Genomic DNA, 22543 nt, shown 5'->3' on the forward strand with positions numbered 1-22543 from the left:
GTTATTCTGCGGTCAGCGTCAGACGTGCAACCTGACTGCTACGCACAAATTGGCTTAAATCGACCGGCTTACCTTGAAATTGAATCTGTACCGCAGCAGGCGCACCAATTTTAAGTTTATAGGGTGACTGACCATCCAGATTCAGTGTGCCGCCATTACGCTGCATACCGCTGAACAGTTTCTTACCGCTGGCATCCGTCACTTCCAGCCAGCAATCGGCCGTGAAAGTCATCACCAAGGCATGAGCCGCAGAGACCGGATTGCTCTCCGCTACCGTACCCGCAGCGGGAGCCACTGCTCCAGCACCCAACAGAACATTGCCCGCAGCCTGTGGCTGTGCGGCGTTCGCGTGTGAAGGTGATTGGCTGGATGGTGCAGCAGATGGTGCGGTTGTAGAAGAAGCAGGCGTTGAAGGTGTCGCCGCGACAGTAGCAGAAAGATCAACTGGCGTAGAAGCCGGTGCCGTAGCAGAATCCGGCGTCGCCGTTTCCTGCGCTGCGCTGTTGTCCATCAGTGGAACGGACTGCCCTTCCGTCTGTGCCTGCATCGAACTGGTATGATCGACCATGCTGTTGATTTCCGCCTGCTGAGCCTGATGGTTTTGCCACCACCATGCGCCCGTTAGCCCCAGAACAACCAGCACGACCATCCAGGTGATGGTCATCAACCAGCCATCACGCTTTTTGCGGCTTTTTTTCAGCGAAAAACTCTGCATCGGCGAGACTGAGATCGTTTTAGGTATGGCCTGCTTATCCACGATGGGAAGCAGTTCATCTTCGGGTAAATGAACCAGCTTGGCATAAGAACGGATATAGCCGCGCAGAAAGGTCGGCGCTAAATCGGCAGGCGTCGTACCGTCTTCAATATCGCGAACGGTGGTGATTTTAAGGCACAAACGCTCAGCAATAGTTTGCTGAGTCAGCCCAAGGCGTTCACGCGCCTCACGCAGACGTTCGCCGGGTAGTTTTGCTTCTGTTTTATCTTGGGTGGCTTCAGTATTCATTAGCTAAGAAATGCTGGTACTGTTTAGATTGTGGAAAACTTCGCGCCAGCACGTTGCCATAACGTTCTTTATCGCCATCATGGCCCGCTAACGCGGCGAAACGAATCTGTAACCATAAGCTTTCGGCGCTGGCCGGAAGAATATGCTGGTAAATATCAAGCAGCAGCTGCGTTTGCTCATTTTTCCCAGCAGCAAACTGTTGGTTTGCTTCCATCAGCAAAGCACTGCCTTTCGTCGGGTCATACTTCAGCGCCCGACTCAATAAATTGCGCGCGTCTTCAGTCTGTCCGGCATTGAAAAAGCAGTATCCCGCATTTTCCAACGCATCAGCAACCTGACTGTAATCAGGAAGTTGTGCAGCCGCACTAAACTGTCGCTGAGCCGCTACATACTGCCCTAAACTACACAGAAACGCACCGTAATTATTCATGACGCTGCCATTTTCCGGCGCCATGTCCAACACATGCTGATAACGCTGTTCAGCCAGACGATTTTCACCTATCCGCTGCTCGTAAAGCGCCATCCCCAATTGTGTTCGATAATCCCGCGGAGCAATCGCTACCGCCTTCTCAAGATTCTGCCGTGCCGAATCCAGATTATTGTGCGCCAGATAGGTCAACCCCAGCTGCAAGCGCGTTTGGGCGACCGCGGGATTTGTCGTCTCCTGAGGCGATTTCACACACCCCACTAGCAACAGCACCGCGACCAGGCCACTCAGCCAATACATTCCCTGTGATAAAGACATTCCTTGTAATAAAGAAAGTCTCTGTGATAGTGGCTTTGCCATCCCTATTCCCCCGCCTTGTCGTCTTTGTCAGACATCCTGACCTGCGAGGTTACCTGAATATGAACAGGGTGACAGTCAGACCTAACAACAACGCGGCGTGCCTCGCAATTTGCTCACTTTTACCCTGCAAATTACCTCAGCGGACGACATCGGGTTGATGCTTCCGCATTAACCCGCGCCCATTTGACATCAGACCGCTTTCACCGCGATAGGTTCACCGGCCATTTTCTTCTTCAACGTACGTTTGGTTCTGTCTACGACTTCACCCGCCAGCTGACCGCAGGCAGCATCAATGTCATCCCCACGGGTCTTACGTACGATCGTCGTGAAGCCATATTCCATCAGTACCTTGGAGAAACGGTCAACGCGGCTATTTGAGCTGCGGCCATACGGCGCGCCTGGGAACGGGTTCCACGGAATCAGGTTGATCTTGCACGGCGTATCTTTCAGGCATTTCGCCAGTTGATGCGCGTGCTCGGTGCCGTCATTGATATGATCCAACATTACATACTCAACCGTAACACGTCCCTGATTCGCATTGGATTTTTCCAGATAGCGACGTACCGCGCTCAGGAACATCTCAATATTGTACTTTTTGTTGATCGGCATGATTTCGTTGCGGATGTCGTCGGTCGGCGCATGTAGAGAAATCGCCAGCGCAACATCGATCATATCGCCCAGTTTATCCAACGCAGGCACTACGCCTGACGTAGACAGCGTCACACGACGCTTGGACAAACCAAAGCCGAAGTCATCCAGCATGATTTCCATCGCCGGCACCACGTTAGTCAGGTTCAGCAACGGTTCGCCCAGACCCATCATCACAACGTTGGTGATTGGACGTTGGCCGGTGACTTTAAACGCACCGATAATCTTCGCCGCACGCCACACCTGTCCGATGATTTCCGATACGCGCAGGTTACGGTTAAAGCCCTGCTGCGCCGTTGAACAGAATTTGCACTCCAGCGCACAGCCTACCTGAGACGACACACACAGCGTGGCGCGATCTTCTTCTGGAATATAAACCGTTTCAACCCGTTGACCGCCCACCAGAATCGCCCACTTGATGGTGCCGTCGGAAGAACGCTGTTCGTCCACCACTTCAGGGGCGCGAATTTCAGCGATCTCCTGCAATTTGGTGCGGAAGACTTTGTTTATATCCGTCATCTGGTTGAAGTCATCACAGCAGTAGTGATACATCCACTTCATGACCTGATCGGCACGGAACGGTTTCTCTCCCATCGACATGAAGAGGTCACGCATTTGCTGGCGGTTAAGATCCAACAGGTTGATTTTTTCCGCACTGGCTTTGACGGATTGAGAGGCATCAGCGGACGCCGGAGTGAATTCGGACACGGTTTGCTCGGATACGGTAGTTGTAGATGCGGTAGTGTGAGATGCCGTCGTTTCAGACATGACGGTTTCAGACGCGATTTGCTTAGACATTGTCAATCCTGGCCTCGTTATTACACGTTATGGCGCTAAAAAGAAGGTTGAATTCGATGGTTATGACCAAAGAAACGCCCCGAATAAGTGCAGGCTCATCCGGGGCGCAGCATTGTACAAATTTTAAAACAGGTAAGCTACCATCACCGCTTTTTTTCTGTGTCATTACTTCGCTGTCGCGCACTAGCGCAACAAAAAAGAAGCAACATCACAGGCTGACCTGTTATCACGCACAACAATTCATCGTGCGTAACCGTTGTTCCATTTACGCGTGCGCGCAGATTTCGTCATCGCTGAAGAAATAAGCAATTTCACGCTGAGCGGATTCGATAGAATCAGAGCCGTGCACCGCGTTCGCCGTGAAGCTGTCCGCGTAATCAGCACGCAGCGTTCCCGCCAGTGCGTTTGCTGGGTTGGTGGCACCCATGATGTCACGGTTACGTTGAACGGCGTTTTCACTTTCCAGCACTTGCACCATGATCGGGCCAGACATCATGAATTCAACCAGGCCATCAAAGAACGGCTTGCCTTTATGCTCAGCGTAAAAACCTTCCGCTTGCTCACGGCTCAGACGCAGCATTTTAGCCGCAACAATGGTAAAACCTGCGCTTTCAAAGCGTGCGTAAATCGCACCGATGGCATTTTTAGCAACCGCGTTAGGTTTTACGATGGAGAAGGTACGTTCTATCGTCATATTGACCTCATTAACTAAACTGTCAGATTACAGCCGGATTATAAGAATTGTATCAACCCTAAATAATTCGAGTTGCAGGCAGGCGGCAACCGCACGAATCCCCGGGAGCTTACACCAGTAAGTGACTGGGGTGAGTAAGGGAAGCCAACGCACATGCAGCTTGAAGTATGACGGGTATACCCAGCCAGTGAAAGTGGCGCAGATTATAAGGGTAGCGGCCTGTGTTGCCTACCAAGTAGATAACATTTTATTAAAAAAATATTACCTCTCATTTTCTCTTCATTAACGATTGCGTATCACGCTTTTTTGTTTCTCACCGCCCCAATGCTGAATGTAACAAATCATCGGCGATCACAGTTCTGAAGGTTACTTGTAACGTTATAGGTTATTTGTTTTTAAAACAATAAGATAACTGGAATCTCTTTGTCATTCACTGCTAGCCTTGCTGCTGTACCCACCATAATGGCCAGTAAGAGGGCTGATAATGAAAAGCGCGGTCAATGCATTGCAAAATTTCGGCAAGTCCCTGTATGGGCCGGTGCTGATACTCCCGATTGTCGGGTTATTCATCGCATTTGGGAATGTGTTCGGTAACGGCAATTTAGCGGGCTACGTCCCTTTACTTAATCACCCCTTGATTCAGGATTTTGGTCAACTGGTTTCCAAATCTGCCGTGGCAATTCTGGCTAATTTGGCGCTGGTGTTCGCCGTCGGGATCCCGATCGGGCTGGCGAAACGCGATAAAGGCTACGCTGCGCTGATTGGTCTGGTGATGTTTATCATCTTCATTAATGCCATGAACATCACGCTGCAATTACAGGGCAAGCTCGTACCCGCCGCAGAAATGCGCCCCGCTGGGCAAGGCATGGTGCTGGGCGTTCAGGTGCTGGAAATGGGCGTGTTCGCTGGCATCCTGATCGGCGGACTCGCAGGTTATCTGTATAACCGCTATTCCAGTAAACAGTTTAACGGTGTCATGGCGATCTATTCCGGCCACTGCTTCGTCGCCATTCTGGTGATTCCGCTGGCGATTGCGCTGGGCTTTGCGATGAGCGCCCTGTGGCCGTTTGCTCAGCACGGCATTACCTGGCTGGCCTTCGCTATCAAAGGTGCGGGCCCTGTTGGCATCGCGATTTATGGCTTTCTCGAACGCGTACTGATCCCCACTGGGCTGCATCACCTGGTCTATACCCCGTTCCTGTACACCGAATTGGGCGGCACCGCAGAAGTGTGCGGCAAGCTGTATCAGGGCGCACGTAACATCTATTTTGCTGAAATGGCCTGTCAGGACGTCAAACAGCTGAGTTCCACCGTGGTCTGGGATGCTCGCGGTATCAGTAAAATGTTTGGTCTGACGGCCGCTGCGCTGGCGATGTATGTGACAGCGAAGCCAGAAAAACGGCTGGCCGCCAAAGCCATTCTGATTCCGGCCGCGTTTACCTCTTTCTTACTGGGCGTCACCGAGCCGCTGGAGTTCTCCTTCCTGTTCGTCGCGCCGATGCTGTTTGCCGTCCACGCCGTACTGACTGGCATAGGCATGATGCTGTTCTCCATCATGGGCGTGCATGCGATTGGTGCCAACGGCGTCATCGACTTCCTGCTTTATAACCTGCCGCTGGGCACAGAGAAATCCAACTGGCCGATGTACATCGCGGTCGGGCTGACCATGTCGGTGATTTACTTCTTCGTCTTCCGCTTCCTGATTCTGTACTTCGACATGCCAACACCAGGGCGTGAAACCGATGAGGAAGAGACACGACTTTATTCTAAAACCGAATATCAGGCCAAGACCGAGAATCCGGCAAAAACGCAGGACGCGGTGAAAGGCGATGCCCAACTTCTGGGTGCCACCATCATCGCCGGACTGGGTGGCAAACCCAATATCGAGGTGGTGGATAACTGCTACACCCGCCTGCGGGTCACGCTCATCGATCCCGCTTTGGTAGACGAACAACAGCTTAAGAGCACCGGTGCGAAAGCCGTTATCCGACAGGGTAACAACGTACAGGTGGTTTACGGACTTCACGTCAAAACGATACGCGAAGCAGTTGAAAACGCGCTTTAACAGGAGACTGACCATGACGAACCCCCCATTTATTCTGACCATCGCCGGCGGCGGCAGCACCTATACCCCAGGCATCGTAAAGAGTCTGATGGTACGTCTCGCGGATTTCCCGCTGGCGGAGATTCGTTTGTATGACATTGACGGCCCACGGCAGGACATCATCGCGCCAGTGGTGGAAAAGGTCATTCGCGACCACAGTGACAGCATCGTATTTACCGTGACGACCGACGCAGAGACCGCCTTTACCGGAGCTCACTTTGTCTTTGCCCAGATGCGTGTCGGCCAGTACAAGATGCGCGAACAGGACGAGAAAATCCCACTACGTCACGGCGTCGTCGGGCAGGAAACCTGTGGCCCCGGCGGGCTGGCCTACGGCCTGCGTACGATTCTGCCGATGGCTGAGCTGATCGATCTGGTTGAGCGCTATGCGCATAAAGAAGCGTGGATCGTCAATTACTCCAACCCCGCCGCAATTGTTGCTGAAGGCGTGCGTCGTCTGCGACCTAACGCCCGCGTGCTGAATATCTGCGACATGCCGGTTGCCGCGATGCGTAATATTGCGGCCGTGCTGGGCGTCGATCGTCACGACATCACGGTCGACTATTTCGGGCTGAATCACTTTGGCTGGTTTACCCGCGTGCTGGTCGACGGTGTCGATCGTATGCCAGAACTGCGCGAACACATCGCCCGCTACGGCCTGTTGACCGCCGATGCCGCCGATACGGATCCGCAGCACGCCGATCCGTCATGGGTGAAAACCTGGCGTAACATCAAACCGATCATGGATCATTTCCCGGAATTCGTACCGAATCCGTATTTGCAGTACTACCTGATGCCGAACCAGATCGTTGAGCATCAGGATCCTGACTACACGCGCGCCAATGAAGTGATGGACGGGCGTGAGAAGAAGCTGTTTGCGGCAGCGGCCAGCTACAAGGAAACTGGTATTCTGTCGGATGCGTTCCACGTTGGCGTGCACGGTTCGTTCATCGTTGATGTCGCCTGCTCGCTGGCGTTCGATCTGCGTCAGCGCCATCTGGTCATCGTCGAAAACCAAGGCGCTATCGCCAATCTGCCTTACGATGCGATGGTGGAAGTCCCGGCTTATATCACCGCCCAAGGGCCAGAGCCCGTGCGGATGGGGAATGTTCCGCAGTTCCATCGCGCCTTGCTGGAGCAGCAGTTAGCGTCTGAGCAATTACTGGTTGAAGCCACGCTGGAAGGCAGCTACGAGAAGGCCTTGCAGGCATTTACCCTGAACCGCACCGTGCCAACGATGCAGCACGCCAAAGCGATTCTGGACGAGATGATTGAAGCCAATCAGGATTACTGGCCGCAATTAAAACAAGCATATAGAGACGGTATCGCCCAATAATCCGCTACTTGTCGGATTAGGGAAAATCGCTGACAATGAATCTATCATTGCACATCAATGATAGATTCGGGGTCGAATTCGTCGGCCCCAACGTGGAGGATCTATGTCAGCATCGTCTTCTGATTTGCCCGTTTCTCATGAACGGTTTGTCTCCGCAGACTGGCTTGCCAGCCACCTAAATGACAGCAGCATCACGCTCATCGATGCCCGCATGTTGCCTCCGGGCAACGCCACCCGTGATATTCATGCTGAATACCGCGCAGGTCATCTGCCTGGCGCGGTTTTTTTTGATATTGAAACGCTATCCGATCACAGCACCGACCTGCCACATATGATGCCAACGCGCGAAGACTTCGCACGCGCAATGGGCAAATTGGGGATCGATAACCAGCAGCATCTGGTGATTTACGATGAAGGCAACCTCTTCTCCGCGCCGCGTGCGTGGTGGATGCTGCACACCTTCGGCGCGACATCCCTTTCAATCCTGAGCGGCGGGCTCGCTGGTTGGACAGCGCAAAATCTACCGCTGGAACAGGGCGATGTGACGCCGACGCCAACCACATTCCACGCCACGCTGGATGAAAATGCGATTCGCTCACGCGACGACGTGCTTTCCATCTGCCGGGATAAATCAGAACAGATTGTCGATGCTCGCCCCGCTCCGCGTTTTAATGCTGAAGTGGATGAGCCGCGCCCCGGCCTGCATCGCGGCCATATTCCCAACAGCCTGAACGTGCCGTGGACCGATTTAGTGAGTCATGGTGCGCTAAAACCCAATGCCGAACTGGCAACCATTCTTCATAAGCACGGTGTGGATTTCACTCGTCCTATCGTCGCCAGCTGTGGCTCCGGCGTAACGGCATCTGTCGTCGTGCTGGCGCTGACGCAGTTAAATGTCCCGAATGTGACGCTGTACGATGGTTCGTGGAGCGATTGGGGTAGCCGCGATGACGTTCCCATTGCGCGTGATTAATCTCGCTCGGTGTTTTAGCGCCTGTTGGTCAGGAGTAGTAGGTGGATAATCGGCTGGCATCCTTAATGCAGCACGGTCAGGCGCTGACGCGCGCGGAATATCGCGTGCTAGCTTTTATCGCCGAACATTCATCACTGATAGGCAAAATCACGGTGCGGGAGCTGGCGCAGAAAACCTATGTTTCCACGGCAACGATCATGCGGCTATGCCAGAAAATCGGCTTTAGCGGCTACAGTGAATTCATTTATCACTGCAAAACGCTGCTCACGGACAACCCACGTCTTGCCCCCTCGCCTGTCGTTACGCCCAATGACGCTTCGCTTCCTGATGCTTTCCAGCATTTTATCGACAATTATCAGCGTACGTTTGCCTACATTAGCCATCAGGATAGGGCCGCTTTCAGCGCTATCCTGCGGCAGGAAAGCCACTTTTTCCTCTACGGCGCGGGGTTTTACCATCTGTTTGCCGAATATTTGGCGAAGAAACTACAGGTGCTGGGGAAAGATGCCTTCTCCTCTGGGTTAGGAGACAGCCGAGGCATTTTTCTCAATAACGCGCCGAAATATCAGGTGTTTATCGCCATCTCTCGCAGTGGGGAAACCGAGCAGGTATTGGATAAGGCGCGTATCGCCAAAAACATTGGCATGAAGGTGATCGCGTTTACCCGCGCGTCGTTGAATTCGTTAGGCGAGTTAGCCGATTTACACTTCCGGCTCTACGATGATGCGGTTCACTATGCGGCGGAAGCCGGTGAGATTAGCTCATTTGAATCAAATCTGGTGATGCTAATTGATTTACTGCTATTGCAGGCAACGGCGGAAAAATCGTAATCCGCCGTTGCCTGTATCAAATTGACACCCAGTATCAGGCGTTGCCGGTGGCCTTAAATTCCCTCAGGAAACTCCCCCACTTGCGCTCGTAGAACGGCGTGGAGTGCTTAATCATGTAGTGGCTGATGCCCGGCTCGCCTTCTTTCACCAGACACAGGTCGACAGGACGCTCATCTGGCAACGTATCGCTGGCGACGCTGCCCGCTTCACGGATGATGGTTTCTTCATCCTGATCGGCATCAATACCAATCAGCAGGTGCGGTTGCTCTTCACCCGGTTCCTGAATCTGCGCCAAAAACGCGCGTTTTACATGGCGATGTTTGGTAAATAGCTGCGTCAGGGAATCAATCATCTGTGCTGGCATCTCGGCTGGCTGGCTCAGTATGACCTGCATCTCTTCTTCAACAACGCGTTGCTGAACAAAGCCGTTACTTTCACCAGACAGAATATGTTCAACTTCCTGTGGCAAAAACTCTTTGCCATACGGCAGCTTAGGATTGAGGAACAGCGTGACGCCCTGCGTCATTTCAAACAGCGAACGCGTCGGTAGCGCCAGAAAAGGCGCTTCTTCCGTAATCACGCTCTGTAATGCTTCCAGAGAAGAGAAGAAAGGAATGGCGGATGAACCATCGTCTTTTTCCCAGTGTTGGATGTTCACATTACTGCCCGCGTGCAACACCACCTCACCGGATTCATCCCCGTCATCGGTAGTGCCCAGCACAAACACCGTGGCTTCCATCAGTTCACTGAAAAACTCAGGACGATGCGCGGGTTCCGTTGCAGCCAGAATCAACACTTCTTCGAGTTTATTACGTGGCGAAAACTCCATACTTTCCTCAACATGATTACGTTAAAAACCGACGCTTTAAGGCCTGAACCGACTATTTGGCGTTGCTCAGCAGGAGGTTAGCCAGCGTACGTACGCCGAGCCCTGTTGCACCCGTCGCCCACTGCTCTACCGCGCCTTTACGGTACGTCGCGGAACAGTCAATGTGCAGCCAGCCCTGCTGATAATTTTTCACAAAGTGCGACAGGAAAGCCGCTGCCGTGCTGGCACCAGCAGTGTGTGCACCACTGGCAATGTTGTTCAGATCCGCAAAGCTGGACGGCAGATGGCTGCGATGGAACTCTTCCAACGGCAGACGCCAGAACGGTTCGTTTTCTTCTTTCGCACTTTCCTGCAATGCTGCCACCAGCTCATCATCGAAGCTGAACAGCGCGTGATAGTCATTGCCCAGCGCCGTTTTTGCTGCGCCCGTCAGCGTTGCGCAGTCGATAATCCACTGTGGATTCTGCTCAGAAGCATCAATCAGGCCATCCGCTAGCACCAAACGCCCTTCCGCATCGGTGTTCATTACCTCAACCGTTTTACCGTTGCGGTAGCGAATGATGTCGCCCAGTCGGAATGCATTGCCGCTCACCATGTTGTCCGCGCAGCACAGGTACAGCTTCACGCGCTGTTGCAAACCACGCGCCGCCGCCAGCGCCAGTGCGCCCGTCAGGGTGGCCGCGCCGCCCATGTCCGATTTCATGGAATCCATAGAACTGCTGGGTTTCAAGCTGTAGCCGCCGGTATCAAACGTAATACCTTTACCGACCAGACAAGCGAATACTGGCGCATCCGGATTGCCCGTTGGGTTATAGTCCAGCGCCAGCAGCACCGGCTGACGTTCAGAACCGCGACCCACCGTGTGCAGACCAGCATAATTCTGCTCACGCAGATCTTCACCTTTGGTGATGCGGTAGCTGACGGCATCACAGGCTACGTCACACAGCAGATCGACTGCGCGGGTCGCCAGTTGCTCTGGCCCCAAATCTTCAGCAGGCAGGTTGATGGTGTCACGCACCCAGTCCACAATCTTCAGGCGAGCGTTCAGCTCTTGCTTATCGGCGTCGTTCAGTTCCGCCCATTCAACCGTTCTTTGCCCTTTCGGCCCGCGATATCCCTGCCAGAATGCCCAGCTGTTTGCCAGATCCCAGCCTTCACCCGCTAACTTAACGTGTTTAATCCCCTGCCCATCAATTTTGCGTGCAGCACGTTGGATCACCGCCAGTGCAGCTTTGCCATTCAGGGACGCCCCTGCATGAATGGTAAAACCCTGCTCATTCACACTCAGCGTCGCTTTTTCTCCCCAGCGCGCGTCAGCAGGTTGAGTGGAGAGTGAAATCAGCATGGTATTGTTCGTCATAGTGCTTCTCCGATAATAGGTATTCCTGCCACTTTTCATGTTTGCAGGTGATGTTCATAGTTGCAGACGTTCTGCTTATCAATGCGTGTTTATAAACGCTTTCGCTTATAAATACTCGGTTTGCAGACAAATAAACGGAGCATCATGACATGCAAATGTTACGAATGTTGGCACGAGAATAAAACGGGCCACCAAAGGCAGCCCCGTCATCGTGTTATTCAGCTTCATCTAACCAGACCAACAGGATCGCTTCCAGAATTTTTTCGTTGGAGGCGTCCGGCCGATCGTCAAACTCATCCAACTCGCAGATCCACTGGTGCATATCCGTGAAACGTACAGTTTTCGGATCGAGATCGGGAAACTGATCGTAAAGCGCTTCGCCGATAGCCCGGCTGTCTGTCCATTTTAATCCCATAACGGTTACTCCCTATGCAGATTAATGCTCGCGCGCGTGGTTGATCGTGTAGCGCGGGATCTCGACAACCAGATCGTCCTCGGCGATACGCGCCTGACAGCCCAGACGGCTTTCCGGCTCCAGCCCCCAGGCCTTATCCAGCATGTCGTCTTCTTCTTCTGTACTTTCTGCCAGCGAGTCAAAGCCTTCGCGCACGATACAGTGGCAGGTGGTGCAGGCACAGGATTTCTCGCAGGCGTGCTCAACGTCAATACCGTTACGCAGGGCGACTTCCAAAATGCTTTCACCGCGTTCCGCTTCCAAAACCGCCCCTTCAGGACACAGATCCTGATGCGGTAAAAAGACTATCTTAGGCATGTTACACCTCATCCACAGAATGGCCTGCCAGCGCGCGACGGATAGAGGCATCCATGCGACGGGCGGCGAATTCCTGGGTTTGTTGATCGACTGTTTTAATCGCGGCTTCAATCGCCACGGGATCGCTTCCCTGCATCATCGTATGCAAGTGTTCGGATGCCGCGACAATGATGCCTTTTTCGTCATTACTCAATAACTCTGCGTCAGCCACCAGCGCGCTTTGCAAGCTTTCCAGCACGCGTGAAGCCTCCACTTTTTGCTCTGCCAGACGACGCGCACCGACATCTTCTTTCGCATTCAGCATCGAATCGGTGATCATCGTGGCAATTTCCGTATCGCTCAAACCGTATGACGGTTTAACCTGAATGGATGCCTCGACGCCCGTCGATTTCTCCATCGCCGTGACGCTCAGCAGGCCATCTGCATCAACCTGAAAGGTCACGCGAATGTGAGCTCCACCGGCAGGCAGCGGCGGCAAGCCGCGCAGTGAAAAGCGCGCAAGCGAGCGGCAATCCGCTACCATTTCGCGTTCACCTTGCAAGACGTGAATCATCATGCCGCTCTGGCCGTCTTTGAAGGTGGTGAATTCCTGTGCACGGGCAACTGGGATCGTAGTATTGCGCGGAATGATTTTTTCCACCAGCCCGCCAATCGTCTCCAGCCCCAGCGACAACGGGATCACGTCCAGCAGCAACATGTCACTGTCTGGCTTGTTGCCCACCAGAATATCAGCCTGAATCGCCGCACCGATAGCCACGACCTTGTCTGGATCGATCGACGTCAGCGGCGTACGGCCAAAAAACGTTCCGACGTGAGCGCGTACCAGCGGAACGCGAGTCGATCCACCTACCATCACGACTTCCAGTACATCTTCCGGCGTCAACCCCGCATCTTTCAGCGTGCGACGGCAGGACAGCAGCGTGCGTTTCACCAGCGAAGCAATCAGCGAATCAAACTGCTCGCGGGTGATATCACCCTGCCAGCCAGCAACATCCACACGCACCGACTCGGCGCTGCTGAGTGCAACTTTAGCCTTCACCGCCGCGTGGCGAAAGGCATGATCTAACTGACGATCGTCACGATCGTGAATACCCGCCTGCTCACGCAGCCACTCCGCCAGCAAATGATCGAAATCATCACCGCCCAACGCAGAATCGCCGCCCGTCGCCAGCACTTCAAAGACGCCACGGCTCAGGCGCAGAATGGAAATATCAAAGGTGCCGCCGCCCAGATCGTAAATGGCGATCACGCCCTCTTTACCGGAATCCAGCCCGTAGGCAATGGCAGCAGCAGTCGGTTCGTTCAGCAGGCGCAATACGTGCAGCCCAGCAAGACGTGCCGCGTCTTTAGTGCCCTGACGCTGTGCGTCATCGAAATAGGCAGGAACGGTAATCACCACGCCATCCGGCACGCCTAACGCCGCTTCCGCACGCGCAGCCAGCGCGGACAAAATATCCGCCGATACCTGTACAGGATTAAGATTGCCAGCCGACGTCTGAATCAGCGGCAGGCCGTTATCGCTGGCATGAAAGTGATACGGTAAATGCGGGTAGCGTTGCTGAATATCGTCCAGAGAACGCCCCATCAGGCGTTTGACTGAGCTGACGGTATTTTCCAGATCGTGGGCTGCATTGTTGCGTGCATCCCAACCGACGCTGTGACCATCGTGACGATAGTGGACAACCGAGGGCAGCAAGTCGCGCCCGTCGCTATCTGCCAGCGTCTGAGCTTCACCGCTGCGTACGGTGGCAACAAGAGAATGGGTGGTGCCTAAATCAATACCGACAGCCAGACGACGCTGGTGCGGTGCGGCGCTAAGGCCAGGCTCACTAATTTGTAATAAGGCCATATTGAGCTTCCATCAATTGGCTGGCGAGAAACCCGGTATGGCAATCACCATCGGGTTACCCGCCGGATTAACCAGTTATCTGTCCAGCAATTGTTCTTCGAGTTCTTCAACCTGTTGCTGGAGCTTGTCTAAAAAGCGTAGCTTGCGCACGGTATCTGCGGCGTCTGTCCACGTCTCATCATCGAGTTCATCACGCATATGCGAACGGCGCTTAACGATCGTTGCCTGCAACCGCTCGGCGAAGGCTGTCAGTGCCTCATCGGCATCCGATCGCTGTGAGATCGCGTCCAGCTCTTCGCGCAGTTCCAGCTGTTCCATCAGGAATGCCGTGTCCTTCATCGTATGCTGTTCGTTGTTCACATCAAAACCGTGCAGCGACAGCATATATTCCGCGCGTTTCAGCGGATGCTTGAGCGCCTGATAGGCGTTATTGATCGTCGCCGCCTGCTGCACCGCCAGCATGCGCTCGCGCTCTGGGCTGGCGGCATAACGGTCAGGATGGAACTGCCGCTGCAAATCCTGAAAACGGGATGCAAGCAGGCCGCCATCCACATCATAGCGAATCGGCAGCCCGAATAACGTAAAGTAATCCATAGTGGTACTCTGGGAGTTCTGGGTAGCAACGCAGGCTATTAACCGATCGCACGCTCACTACCCAAGAGGGTCAGACGTTGAAACTTTCGCCGCAACCACATTCGCCGGAAATGTTCGGATTATTGAACTTAAAGCCTTCGTTCAGCCCTTCTTTGACGAAATCCAACTCGGTTCCGTCAAGATAGACCAGACTTTTGCCGTCCACGATGACCTTTACGCCTTTGTCTTCAAAGACCGTATCACCGTCGTTCAAATCATCAACAAACTCCAGCACGTACGCCATACCGGAACAGCCGGATGTCCGTACGCCAAGACGCAGCCCAAGGCCTTTGCCCCGGTTTGCGATGAAAGCGTTCACGCGTTGTGCCGCACTTTCGCTCAGAGAAATCGACATACTGTTACCTCGATCGTTCGCCACCTCGACGGAATCAGGCACCGCAAGAAACGGTGCCCCGACGAGTTCAGCCGCAGAGATTACTGCGCGTCGCGTTTACTTTTGTAATCCGCAATCGCTGCCTTGATAGCGTCTTCCGCCAGAATGGAGCAGTGAATCTTCACTGGCGGTAGCTCAAGCTCTTCGGCAATCTGCGTGTTCTTAATCGCTTCAGCTTCATTCAGTGATTTGCCTTTTACCCACTCTGTAACCAGCGAGCTGGAGGCAATGGCAGAACCACAACCGTATGTCTTGAAGCGGGCATCTTCGATGATACCCTCATTGTTGACTTTTATCTGCAACTTCATCACATCGCCGCACGCTGGCGCGCCGACCATGCCGCTGCCGATAGAAGGATCGGCGTTGTCAAATGAACCCACGTTGCGTGGATTTTCATAGTGATCAATTACTTTTTCGCTGTAAGCCATGATAGTCGTCCCCGATCTGGTGAATTAATGATGCGCCCACTCGATGCTGCTGATATCCACGCCCTGCTTGAACATTTCCCACAGCGGAGAAAGATCGCGCAGACGGCCGATGGATTTACGCACCAGCTCGATGGTGTAGTCGATCTCTTCTTCGGTGGTAAAACGTCCCAGAGAGAAGCGGATCGAGCTATGTGCCAGCTCATCATTCATGCCCAGCGCACGTAACACGTAGGAGGGCTCCAGACTGGCCGACGTACAGGCAGAACCGGACGAGACCGCCAGATCCTTGAGCGCCATAATCAGCGATTCACCTTCAACATAGTTGAAGCTGACATTCAGGATATTGGGCACACCCTGCTCGATATCACCATTCAGGTAGACTTCTTCAATATCATTAATGCCGTTCCACAGACGATCGCGCAGCGCATGCAAGCGATCCATTTCTGCGGTCATCTCTTCTTTCGCAATGCGGTAGGCTTCACCCATGCCAACAATCTGGTGCACAGGTAAGGTACCAGAACGCATGCCGCGCTCATGGCCGCCACCGTGCATCTGCGCTTCGAGACGAATACGGGGTTTACGACGAACATACAGTGCCCCGATCCCTTTCGGCCCATAGATTTTATGGCCAGAGAAAGACACCAGATCCACTTTTAACTGGTTCAGATCGATAGGCAGTTTGCCTACGCTCTGCGTGGCATCAACATGGAACACGATACCGCGGCTACGGCACATGTCACCGATGGCAGCGATATCCTGCACAACACCGATTTCATTATTGACGTGCATGATGGAAACCAGAATGGTGTCCTCACGCATTGCTGCTTCGAGTTCAGCCAGATCGATAATACCGTTACGCTGCGGGGCCAGATAAGTGACCTCGAAGCCTTCGCGTTCAAGCTGACGACAGGTATCCAGCACGGCTTTGTGCTCGGTCTTGCTGGTGATGATGTGCTTACCCTTCTTCTGATAGAAGTTAGCAACACCTTTAATCGCGAGGTTATCGGCTTCGGTCGCGCCTGACGTGAAGACGATCTCACGTGGGTCGGCACCGACCAGTTCAGCAATTTGGTTACGGGCGATATCAACCGCCTCTTCCGCCTGCCAGCCAAAACGGTGGGAACGGGAAGCCGGGTTACCGAACGTACCGTCCAACGTCAAACACTGCATCATTTTCTCAGCGACGCGCGGGTCAACCGGCGTGGTAGCTGAATAATCGAGATAGATAGGTAACTTCATTGCTCATAAACTCCGTGCATCACTTCAAAACGTACAATGCGTTTTGTTTTATTGACAGGCTGTTTATACCCGCAACCTCTCGGGCCAATGCAAAAAAAATCTGACGATGCTATCGTTGGAACAATTTATCGTCAGAACACGCCGTGACAGTCGGACTAACGCCAATGCCACATTGGGCAATGTGGTCAGGATTATGCGGCTATCAGAAAGGCAAAACGTGACGAGTAAAGGTACTCGTCACGTTGAAGGTATATTAGGCGCGCAGGTTAACGTTGATCGTTTCCTGGATACGTCCGTTGGCGGTGCGACGCGTGTCAGCATCCTGACGATCCGCAACGTTCAGTACTTCCTTATTGTTCACCAGCTCATCCAGCGTGATGTTATTCAGGAAGTCAGTAATACGGTCGCTCAGATCGCGCCACAGTGTATGCGTCAAGCAGCGATCGCCACCCTGGCAGCCTTCGCGGCCCTGGCAACGCGTTGCATCAACAGATTCATCGACGGCCGAAATGACCATACCAACAGCGATTTCATTCGCGTTTTTACCTAGCAGGTAACCGCCACCTGGGCCACGAACACTGGCAACCAGTCCGTTCTTACGCAAGCGTGAAAACAGCTGCTCCAGATAAGACAGTGAAATACCCTGGCGTTCAGAAATATCCGCCAATGGAACCGGTCCTTCCTGGGAGTGCAGAGCCACATCGAGCATGGCGGTAACGGCGTAACGGCCTTTGGATGTCAGTCTCATGATAGTGGTACCTGTAGATAAAACATGTATTGGCAGAACATAACGTGAGTCTGACATTCCCGAGTATTTTAGTCAACTATTTAACCGAGTAAATTACTCAAGTATTATTCGCCGTGTGTTTTTTGTACCGAACTGAGTATCCCACGTAAGATGTTAAGTTCCTGACTTTCAGGTCTGGCGCGGGTAAACAGGCGACGCAGCTTGTTCATTACCTGCCCTTGATGTGCTGGCCGGATAAATCCGGTTTGCAGCAGCGTCTGTTCAAGATGCTGATAAAACCGCTCCAGATCGTCGACCAGCGGGTATGGCGACGCTTCATGTTCCAGCTGCCCAGCCTGTAAGCGATCCAAATGCGCGATGCGCACTTCATAAGCAATGATCTGTACCGCCATCGCCAGATTGAGCGAGCTGTATTCTGGGTTCGCAGGAATCGCCACGTGGTAATGGCATTTCTGCAGTTCCTCGTTCGTCAGCCCCACGCGTTCACGTCCAAACACCAGCGCTACTGGCGCATGTTCCGCTTCCTGCGCGCTGCGCACGCCGCACTCGCGCGGTTCCAGCATCGGCCAAGGTAAGGTTCGAGAACGTGCGCTGGTGCCAACGACCAGACCACAGCCTTCGAGCGCCTGATCGAACGAATCCACAATGGTGGCATTGCCGATAACATCGCTGGCGCCTGCCGCCAACGCAATTGCCTGCGAATCAGGCTTCACCAATGGATTGACCAAATAAAGTTTGCTTAATCCCATGGTTTTCATCGCCCTGGCCACTGATCCCATATTGCCAGTGTGCGACGTTTCAACCAGAACAATGCGAATATTGTCTAACATATGTACTCTATTGTGCGAAAGGAAGTCGTGCGAAAAGGAAACCGGCATACCTTAACACAAACTTATACACTAAATAATTCGAGTTGCAGGAAGGCGGTAAATGAAGGAATCCCGATGAGCTTACTCCAGTAAGTGATTCGGGTGAGTGAGTGTAGCCAACGCACATGCAACTTGAAGAATGACGTGTATAGATATTTTACTTTTCTGCTGCTATAATTTGCGCCGCTTTCCGTTCTTTAACATTCCAGTGGACCGATACCATGCATCCTATGCTCAACATCGCTATACGCGCTGCGCGTAAAGCCGGTAATTTAATTGCCAAGAATTATGAAACGCCAGACGCCGTCGAAGCTAGCCAGAAAGGCAGCAACGATTTTGTGACCAACGTTGATCGGGATGCAGAACGTCTGATCGTTGAAGTCATCCGTAAGTCTTACCCACAGCACACCATTATTGGTGAAGAATGTGGCGAGCTGGTTGGCGAAGATCCAGCAGTACAATGGGTTATCGATCCTCTGGATGGCACCACCAACTTCATCAAACGTTTACCCCACTTCGCTGTTTCTATCGCGGTTCGCATTAAAGGCCGTACCGAAGTTGCTGTCGTTTACGATCCTATGCGCAATGAGCTGTTTACCGCGACCCGTGGTCAAGGCGCACAGCTGAACGGCTACCGTCTGCGCAGCAGCACTGCCCGCGATCTGGAAGGTACCGTACTGGCAACAGGTTTCCCTTTCAAATTAAAACAACACAGCAAAAGTTATATTAATGCCATCGGTGCACTGTTCGTCCACTGTGCAGATTTCCGCCGTACGGGTTCTGCCGCACTGGATCTGGCCTATGTTGCCGCAGGTCGCGTCGACGGCTTCTTTGAGATCGGCCTGAAACCTTGGGACTTTGCTGGCGGTGAGCTGCTGGTTCGTGAAGCTGGCGGGATCGTAACAGACTTCGTTGGCGGCCATAACTATATAGCATCTGGCAATCTGGTCGCAGGCAACCCGCGTGTGGTGAAAGCCATGCTGGGCACCATCCGTGAAGAACTGAGCGACGCGCTGAAACGCTAATCTCGGCCAACTCCGCCCCATCCTCAAAAAATGAAACCAGGGTCGGAGTTGTTATTTTTCTTTACATATGAATCCTGTATACGCATTGCTTATCCTTATACGATAATAGTTATCAAACGCATTACACTGATAAAATTGTAAATTAGGATCGCTATTATGTTAAGAAAATCAGTAAATTCGCTCTTTCTTACTGCACTACTCTCCGCTCCACTTTTCAGCTACGCCACCCAATATCCTCTTACCGTCACCGATTTCGACAGCAGAAGTGTCACCATTAAACAAGAGCCGCAGCGCATCATTTTGCAAGATGGGCGCGATATCATGACGATGGCATTGCTCGACCGTGATAATCCTTTTCAGCGTTTGGTCGCTTGGAACAATCTGGCGAAAAAGCAAGACACGGCAACCTGGGACATGCTGAAAGGAAAATGGCCTCAGTCCGTCGATATTTTGGATATGGGGTTCAGTGACAAAGGCAACGTCGATCTGGAAAGCGTACTGTCGAAACAGCCGGATCTGATGATTGCTCAGCTGCGCGCCAAAGCCGCGCTGAAAGAAAGCGGTGTGATCGACAAGCTCAGCGCGCTCAATATTCCCGTACTGTTTGTCGATTATGAAGTCAATCCGGCTAAGGATACCGCCCCAAGTATCGACCTGCTGGGTAAGGTGCTGAACCGTGAGGCCAATGCCAAAGCGTATACCGATTTCTACCGTCAACATTTCGATGCCATTCAGCAGAAAACTGCCGCAATAACCCCGAAACCCAGCGTCTTTGTTGAACCGATTGCTGGCAACTCTGACTCCTGCTGCTTCACACACAGCAACAGCGGCTGGGGCGGGTTAGTTGAAGCGGTCGGCGCGAAAAATATTGGTTCCGATTTGCTGCCGGGCGCATCAGGCTTTGTCTCGCTGGAAAAAGTCATCAGCATGAAACCAGATGCCTACATTATGACGGGATCTAAACGCGGCAACAGCCAGGTACTGCCGTTAGGCTATGGCGCCAGCACCGAAAACGTTCGCACACAGGCTAATGTGCTGCTAAGCCGCACTGGTATTAGCCAGATTCCGGCGGTTGAGGCGAAACACGTCTATGGCGTTTATCACCATTTCTACAACCATCCCTACAACATTGTCGGTATGGAATATCTGGCAAAAGATATTTATCCTCAGTCGTTTACCGACCTGAATCCTGATGACACGTATCGCCATATCATTCAAAATTTTACCTCGCTGCCTGACAGTGACTTTATCTTTGCCTGGAAACAAGGTGAGTAATTTTTCATGAGTACAACCACTGAACCGGGTATCCGCAATACAGCCGCGGATACCAACACCGTTATGGACAACTATCGCGGCATCATTCGACGCCGCGTAGGTGTTATGGCGATACTGCTGTTGATCATCATCGGCTCGTTGTTGCTAGATTTCACGAGGGGGCCTTCAGGGCTGACGCTTGATGTACTTTGGCAAACGCTGACCGATCCGGCCAGTGCGGATGCGGGTACGCGCGTGATCGTCTGGGATATTCGTCTGCCTTACGCGCTGATGGCAATTGTTGTCGGGCTGGCGCTTGGTCTGGCTGGTGCAGAAATGCAAACCATCCTCAACAACCCGCTGGCCAGCCCGTTTACGCTCGGCGTTTCTTCCGCCGCCGCATTCGGTGCTGCGCTGGCTATCGTCCTCGGTATCGGCATCCCCGGTATTCCGGCTCAGTGGTTTATCTCTGCAAACGCCTTTATCTTTGCGCTGCTGGCAGCGTTGCTGCTTGATGGCATTACGCGCTGGACGCAGGTAGCGACCTCCGGTGTCGTGCTGTTCGGTATCGCGCTGGTGTTCACCTTCAACGCGCTGGTATCCATGCTCCAGTTCATCGCCAACGAAGACACGCTGCAAGGTCTAGTATTCTGGACGATGGGCAGCCTGGCCCGTGCCTCGTGGGAAAAATTGGGCATCCTGCTGTTGGTGCTGGCTATCGTGATGCCAATTTCACTGATGAGCTCATGGAAGCTGACCGCGCTGCGGTTGGGCGAAGATCGCGCCGTTAGTTTTGGCATTAACGTCCGCCGCCTGCGTCTGGCGACGCTGCTGCGCATCAGTATTTTGTCCGCCATTTCGGTCGCGTTTGTTGGCCCCATCGGCTTTATCGGTCTGGTTGCTCCGCATATCGCACGTATGATTTTCGGTGAAGACCACCGCTTCTATCTGCCTGCCAGTGCGTTAACTGGCGCGCTGGTGCTGTCGATGGCATCCGTTGCCTCGAAAAACCTCATCCCCGGCGTCATTATCCCGGTCGGGATCGTCACATCACTGGTTGGCGTCCCCTTCTTCCTGAGTATCATCCTGCGCCACAGAGGAAACGTATGAACCAGCAACCCCCTTCTGGATTACGCCTTTCCCACTTTCGCGCCGGTTACCCCAAGCGTCAGGTGATTCGCGATCTGTCCGTCCCGCAGCTGCCGCGCGGGAAAATTACCGTGCTGCTCGGTCCCAACGGCAGCGGCAAATCAACGCTGTTACGTGCAATGGCAGGTCTGAATGCTTCCGAAGGCGAACTGTGGTTGGATGACACCAATCTGATGACATTGCCTTTTGCTCAGCGGGCGGAAAAAGTCGTTTATTTACCGCAATCCCTGCCTGCCGGCGTTCACCTGCACGTGTTGGAATCGATTATCGTCGCACAGCGCGCGTCCGGTGGCATGCACAACGCCGAAAAGCAGGATGAAGTGATGAGCCTGCTGCGTCAGTTAGGCATTGAACATCTGGCGTTGAGCTATCTCGATCAGCTCTCAGGCGGACAGAAACAGCTGGTGGGGTTAGCACAATCGCTGATCCGTCAACCTTCGCTGCTCCTGCTGGATGAACCACTCAGTGCACTGGATCTGAACTATCAGTTCCACGTGATGGATTTGGTACGTAAGGAAACGCGTAAGCGCAACATCATCACCGTCGTGGTGGTGCATGACATCAATATCGCGCTGCGTCATGGCGACCATGTATTGATGCTGCAAAACGGTAATTTGATTGCCAATGGCGCACCGGCCGAGGTGATTAGCCCTGAAAGCCTGTCGGCGGTCTATGGCGTACGCGGACGCATCGAGCGCTGTTCGCAGGGCGTGCCGCAGGTGATTATCGATGGGCTGGTTAGCGAGCCAACCATCTAAGCCTGACGGACAAGTCGACGATGCCCCTCACCGTCGACTTGTCCGTACTAGGCATCTCTTATG

General features: G+C 53.2%; 23 protein-coding genes. 8 read left to right on the forward strand and 15 right to left on the reverse strand.

The annotated features are described in order from the left end of the window. Position 1: 1 nt before the first annotated feature. The 4 genes from rodZ to ndk form a co-directional block, all read right to left on the reverse strand. Entirely contained in the window at positions 2-1003 is a 1002-nt protein-coding gene (gene rodZ / locus LOZ86_RS15090) for a cytoskeleton protein RodZ (protein ID WP_039486106.1), read from the reverse strand. After that, positions 993-1790 (reverse strand): type IV pilus biogenesis/stability protein PilW, encoded by a 798-nt coding sequence (gene pilW / locus LOZ86_RS15095; RefSeq protein WP_181892632.1) that lies wholly within the window; start codon positions 1788-1790, stop codon positions 993-995. The genes rodZ and pilW overlap by 11 nt, the downstream gene beginning before the upstream one ends. A gap of 189 nt (positions 1791-1979) precedes the next feature. Next, positions 1980-3206: a dual-specificity RNA methyltransferase RlmN gene (rlmN, locus tag LOZ86_RS15100; RefSeq protein ID WP_230243166.1), complete on the reverse strand. Its 1227-nt coding sequence runs from the start codon at positions 3204-3206 to the stop codon at positions 1980-1982. A 295-nt stretch (positions 3207-3501) separates the two neighbouring features. Next, complete coding sequence (gene ndk / locus LOZ86_RS15105) at positions 3502-3930, reverse strand: nucleoside-diphosphate kinase (RefSeq protein WP_039486102.1); 429 nt, start codon at positions 3928-3930, stop codon at positions 3502-3504. 484 nt (positions 3931-4414) lie between these two features. Between ndk and LOZ86_RS15110 the strand changes: the two genes are divergently transcribed. The 4 genes from LOZ86_RS15110 to LOZ86_RS15125 all read left to right on the forward strand — a co-directional run bounded on the left by LOZ86_RS15110 (position 4415) and on the right by LOZ86_RS15125 (position 9173). Then, positions 4415-5995, forward strand: a complete 1581-nt coding sequence (locus LOZ86_RS15110; RefSeq protein ID WP_039512941.1) for a PTS transporter subunit EIIC — start codon at positions 4415-4417, stop codon at positions 5993-5995. Positions 5996-6008: 13 nt separating this feature from the next. Continuing rightward, complete coding sequence (locus LOZ86_RS15115; RefSeq protein WP_039486096.1) at positions 6009-7370, forward strand: 6-phospho-alpha-glucosidase; 1362 nt, start codon at positions 6009-6011, stop codon at positions 7368-7370. 103 nt (positions 7371-7473) lie between these two features. Beyond that, complete coding sequence (gene sseA, locus LOZ86_RS15120) at positions 7474-8343, forward strand: 3-mercaptopyruvate sulfurtransferase (RefSeq protein WP_039486094.1); 870 nt, start codon at positions 7474-7476, stop codon at positions 8341-8343. A gap of 41 nt (positions 8344-8384) precedes the next feature. Then, positions 8385-9173 carry a MurR/RpiR family transcriptional regulator gene (locus LOZ86_RS15125; protein WP_230242222.1) on the forward strand — a complete coding sequence of 263 codons (789 nt, stop codon included), beginning with the start codon at positions 8385-8387 and terminating at the stop codon, positions 9171-9173. 34 nt (positions 9174-9207) lie between these two features. Here the strand turns inward: LOZ86_RS15125 and sseB are convergent, their stop codons facing one another. From sseB to trmJ, 11 genes are all read right to left on the reverse strand, one after another. Beyond that, complete coding sequence (gene sseB, locus LOZ86_RS15130; protein WP_039486090.1) at positions 9208-10002, reverse strand: enhanced serine sensitivity protein SseB; 795 nt, start codon at positions 10000-10002, stop codon at positions 9208-9210. 52 nt (positions 10003-10054) lie between these two features. Next, positions 10055-11362, reverse strand: coding sequence for an aminopeptidase PepB (gene pepB, locus LOZ86_RS15135; RefSeq protein WP_010307847.1), 1308 nt, complete (start codon positions 11360-11362; stop codon positions 10055-10057). Between the two features lie 214 nt (positions 11363-11576). Continuing rightward, positions 11577-11777, reverse strand: a complete 201-nt coding sequence (gene iscX, locus LOZ86_RS15140) for a Fe-S cluster assembly protein IscX (RefSeq protein ID WP_010280073.1) — start codon at positions 11775-11777, stop codon at positions 11577-11579. Between the two features lie 21 nt (positions 11778-11798). Further along, positions 11799-12134, reverse strand: coding sequence for an ISC system 2Fe-2S type ferredoxin (gene fdx / locus LOZ86_RS15145; protein WP_039486088.1), 336 nt, complete (start codon positions 12132-12134; stop codon positions 11799-11801). Between the two features lies 1 nt (position 12135). Continuing rightward, positions 12136-13983: a Fe-S protein assembly chaperone HscA gene (hscA, locus tag LOZ86_RS15150; protein WP_230242224.1), complete on the reverse strand. Its 1848-nt coding sequence runs from the start codon at positions 13981-13983 to the stop codon at positions 12136-12138. Between the two features lie 75 nt (positions 13984-14058). Next, positions 14059-14577: a co-chaperone HscB gene (gene hscB / locus LOZ86_RS15155; RefSeq protein WP_039486085.1), complete on the reverse strand. Its 519-nt coding sequence runs from the start codon at positions 14575-14577 to the stop codon at positions 14059-14061. 70 nt (positions 14578-14647) lie between these two features. Further along, on the reverse strand, positions 14648-14971 hold the full coding sequence (gene iscA / locus LOZ86_RS15160; protein WP_014916217.1) for an iron-sulfur cluster assembly protein IscA: 324 nt from the start codon (positions 14969-14971) through the stop codon (positions 14648-14650). A gap of 80 nt (positions 14972-15051) precedes the next feature. Further along, the gene (iscU, locus tag LOZ86_RS15165; RefSeq protein WP_005970177.1) at positions 15052-15438 is read right to left on the reverse strand and encodes a Fe-S cluster assembly scaffold IscU; all 387 of its coding nucleotides are present in this window, start codon (positions 15436-15438) and stop codon (positions 15052-15054) included. A gap of 24 nt (positions 15439-15462) precedes the next feature. Continuing rightward, positions 15463-16677, reverse strand: coding sequence for an IscS subfamily cysteine desulfurase (locus tag LOZ86_RS15170; RefSeq protein WP_039486081.1), 1215 nt, complete (start codon positions 16675-16677; stop codon positions 15463-15465). Between the two features lie 253 nt (positions 16678-16930). Beyond that, a complete protein-coding gene (iscR, locus tag LOZ86_RS15175) occupies positions 16931-17425 on the reverse strand; it encodes a Fe-S cluster assembly transcriptional regulator IscR (protein ID WP_039306127.1) in 495 nt (164 codons plus the stop codon). 104 nt (positions 17426-17529) lie between these two features. Continuing rightward, positions 17530-18255 (reverse strand): tRNA (cytosine(32)/uridine(32)-2'-O)-methyltransferase TrmJ, encoded by a 726-nt coding sequence (gene trmJ, locus LOZ86_RS15180; RefSeq protein ID WP_039486079.1) that lies wholly within the window; start codon positions 18253-18255, stop codon positions 17530-17532. Positions 18256-18515: 260 nt separating this feature from the next. Here trmJ and suhB point away from each other — a divergent pair, with 260 nt between their 5' ends. From suhB to LOZ86_RS15200, 4 genes are all read left to right on the forward strand, one after another. After that, positions 18516-19319 (forward strand): inositol-1-monophosphatase, encoded by an 804-nt coding sequence (suhB, locus tag LOZ86_RS15185; RefSeq protein WP_230242226.1) that lies wholly within the window; start codon positions 18516-18518, stop codon positions 19317-19319. Between the two features lie 156 nt (positions 19320-19475). Continuing rightward, the gene (locus LOZ86_RS15190) at positions 19476-20594 is read left to right on the forward strand and encodes an ABC transporter substrate-binding protein (protein ID WP_230242227.1); all 1119 of its coding nucleotides are present in this window, start codon (positions 19476-19478) and stop codon (positions 20592-20594) included. Between the two features lie 6 nt (positions 20595-20600). Then, positions 20601-21683 (forward strand): FecCD family ABC transporter permease, encoded by a 1083-nt coding sequence (locus LOZ86_RS15195; RefSeq protein ID WP_230242229.1) that lies wholly within the window; start codon positions 20601-20603, stop codon positions 21681-21683. Further along, on the forward strand, positions 21680-22480 hold the full coding sequence (locus tag LOZ86_RS15200) for an ABC transporter ATP-binding protein (protein ID WP_230242231.1): 801 nt from the start codon (positions 21680-21682) through the stop codon (positions 22478-22480). The genes LOZ86_RS15195 and LOZ86_RS15200 overlap by 4 nt, the downstream gene beginning before the upstream one ends. Positions 22481-22543 lie beyond the last annotated feature (63 nt).

This window comes from Pectobacterium parvum (assembly GCF_020971565.1).
Taxonomy (GTDB): Bacteria; Pseudomonadota; Gammaproteobacteria; order Enterobacterales; family Enterobacteriaceae; genus Pectobacterium; species Pectobacterium polare.

What these genes read in the sequence shown, in the direction of transcription:
- iscX (WP_010280073.1), bottom strand. Translation starts at nt 11,777, where the DNA reads ATGGGATTAAAATGGACAGACAGCCGGGCTATCGGCGAAGCGCTTTAC.
- LOZ86_RS15115 (WP_039486096.1), top strand. Translation starts at nt 6,009, where the DNA reads ATGACGAACCCCCCATTTATTCTGACCATCGCCGGCGGCGGCAGCACC.
- rodZ (WP_039486106.1), bottom strand. Translation starts at nt 1,003, where the DNA reads ATGAATACTGAAGCCACCCAAGATAAAACAGAAGCAAAACTACCCGGC.
- hscB (WP_039486085.1), bottom strand. Translation starts at nt 14,577, where the DNA reads ATGGATTACTTTACGTTATTCGGGCTGCCGATTCGCTATGATGTGGAT.
- pepB (WP_010307847.1), bottom strand. Translation starts at nt 11,362, where the DNA reads ATGACGAACAATACCATGCTGATTTCACTCTCCACTCAACCTGCTGAC.
- fdx (WP_039486088.1), bottom strand. Translation starts at nt 12,134, where the DNA reads ATGCCTAAGATAGTCTTTTTACCGCATCAGGATCTGTGTCCTGAAGGG.
- sseA (WP_039486094.1), top strand. Translation starts at nt 7,474, where the DNA reads ATGTCAGCATCGTCTTCTGATTTGCCCGTTTCTCATGAACGGTTTGTC.
- trmJ (WP_039486079.1), bottom strand. Translation starts at nt 18,255, where the DNA reads ATGTTAGACAATATTCGCATTGTTCTGGTTGAAACGTCGCACACTGGC.
- pilW (WP_181892632.1), bottom strand. Translation starts at nt 1,790, where the DNA reads ATGGCAAAGCCACTATCACAGAGACTTTCTTTATTACAAGGAATGTCT.
- LOZ86_RS15195 (WP_230242229.1), top strand. Translation starts at nt 20,601, where the DNA reads ATGAGTACAACCACTGAACCGGGTATCCGCAATACAGCCGCGGATACC.
- LOZ86_RS15170 (WP_039486081.1), bottom strand. Translation starts at nt 16,677, where the DNA reads ATGAAGTTACCTATCTATCTCGATTATTCAGCTACCACGCCGGTTGAC.
- LOZ86_RS15200 (WP_230242231.1), top strand. Translation starts at nt 21,680, where the DNA reads ATGAACCAGCAACCCCCTTCTGGATTACGCCTTTCCCACTTTCGCGCC.
- rlmN (WP_230243166.1), bottom strand. Translation starts at nt 3,206, where the DNA reads ATGTCTGAAACGACGGCATCTCACACTACCGCATCTACAACTACCGTA.
- iscU (WP_005970177.1), bottom strand. Translation starts at nt 15,438, where the DNA reads ATGGCTTACAGCGAAAAAGTAATTGATCACTATGAAAATCCACGCAAC.
- LOZ86_RS15110 (WP_039512941.1), top strand. Translation starts at nt 4,415, where the DNA reads ATGAAAAGCGCGGTCAATGCATTGCAAAATTTCGGCAAGTCCCTGTAT.
- iscR (WP_039306127.1), bottom strand. Translation starts at nt 17,425, where the DNA reads ATGAGACTGACATCCAAAGGCCGTTACGCCGTTACCGCCATGCTCGAT.
- LOZ86_RS15190 (WP_230242227.1), top strand. Translation starts at nt 19,476, where the DNA reads ATGTTAAGAAAATCAGTAAATTCGCTCTTTCTTACTGCACTACTCTCC.
- suhB (WP_230242226.1), top strand. Translation starts at nt 18,516, where the DNA reads ATGCATCCTATGCTCAACATCGCTATACGCGCTGCGCGTAAAGCCGGT.
- iscA (WP_014916217.1), bottom strand. Translation starts at nt 14,971, where the DNA reads ATGTCGATTTCTCTGAGCGAAAGTGCGGCACAACGCGTGAACGCTTTC.
- ndk (WP_039486102.1), bottom strand. Translation starts at nt 3,930, where the DNA reads ATGACGATAGAACGTACCTTCTCCATCGTAAAACCTAACGCGGTTGCT.
- hscA (WP_230242224.1), bottom strand. Translation starts at nt 13,983, where the DNA reads ATGGCCTTATTACAAATTAGTGAGCCTGGCCTTAGCGCCGCACCGCAC.
- sseB (WP_039486090.1), bottom strand. Translation starts at nt 10,002, where the DNA reads ATGGAGTTTTCGCCACGTAATAAACTCGAAGAAGTGTTGATTCTGGCT.